At 29.2% G+C, this 829-nt stretch carries 1 protein-coding gene; it reads right to left on the bottom strand.

Annotated elements, in window-relative coordinates; all coding sequences use genetic code 11:
- Nucleotides 1-349 (bottom strand): class II fructose-bisphosphate aldolase (locus EZH24_RS12835; RefSeq protein ID WP_170310883.1); only part of this gene is annotated, 349 nt, incomplete at its 3' end.
- Between the last annotated feature and the right edge of the window lie 480 nt (nt 350-829).

Here is an 829-nt window from a genome sequence, read left to right as displayed (position 1 = left end):
TGCCGTCTATCATAACGGAAGAAAAACCGTATTCAATGCAGCTTTTACAAAGTTCTAAAGTGTCGCCATGGTCTAAATGCAAAACTATAGGAACATTAACTCCCAATTCTTTAGCGTATTCTACAGCGCCTTGAGCCATATATCTTAATAAAGTTTGATTGGCGTATTTTCTTGCACCCGAAGAAACTTGAAGTATAACGGGGCTTTTCGTTTCAACGCATGCTTGAATTATCGCCTGAAGCTGTTCCATATTATTGAAATTGAACGCTGGGATTGCGTATCCTCCGCTTACCGCTTTTTGAAATAGCCCTCTGCTATTGACTAAACCTAAATCTGAAAATTTAACCATTATTTTTTCTCCTTAAAAATTTAAATTAAATTATAAATACATTTTGAATACTCATAGTATATAGTAAAAAAGATTATTTTTCAATATTATTTTATTAAATTTTTTGAATATATTTTTATAAAGATTAAACTTATCGATATAAAATCCGATATTTTTATAAAGAATTATATAATTTTTTGCTTGACTTTTTTATAAGTTTGTTATATTATATATATTGAATAAAGAGAAGTTATTAGAAAAGTCATTACGAGGGAGTGGAACGACCGAAATAATCCACTTTATTTGGATTGCCACGCCTCATTTCATTCGGCTCGCAATGACAATTTTAAAGTAGTTGACAAAATTTATAAAATTTGTTATTATATAAATAGATTAAATGATAAGAAATAAAAACGCTTTCAAGCGAAGCGGTTTTTACGATAGGGTTAAGAAATAAAAATTACGGAGCTTTTAACAACTTTAGTTGGTAAAACTTTTAGC

This window comes from Brachyspira catarrhinii, from assembly GCF_005518285.1.
Lineage (GTDB): Bacteria > Spirochaetota > Brachyspiria > Brachyspirales > Brachyspiraceae > Brachyspira > Brachyspira catarrhinii.
The sequence above is the reverse complement of the archived record's forward strand: the minus strand, read 5'-3'. Positions and strand labels throughout refer to the sequence as shown.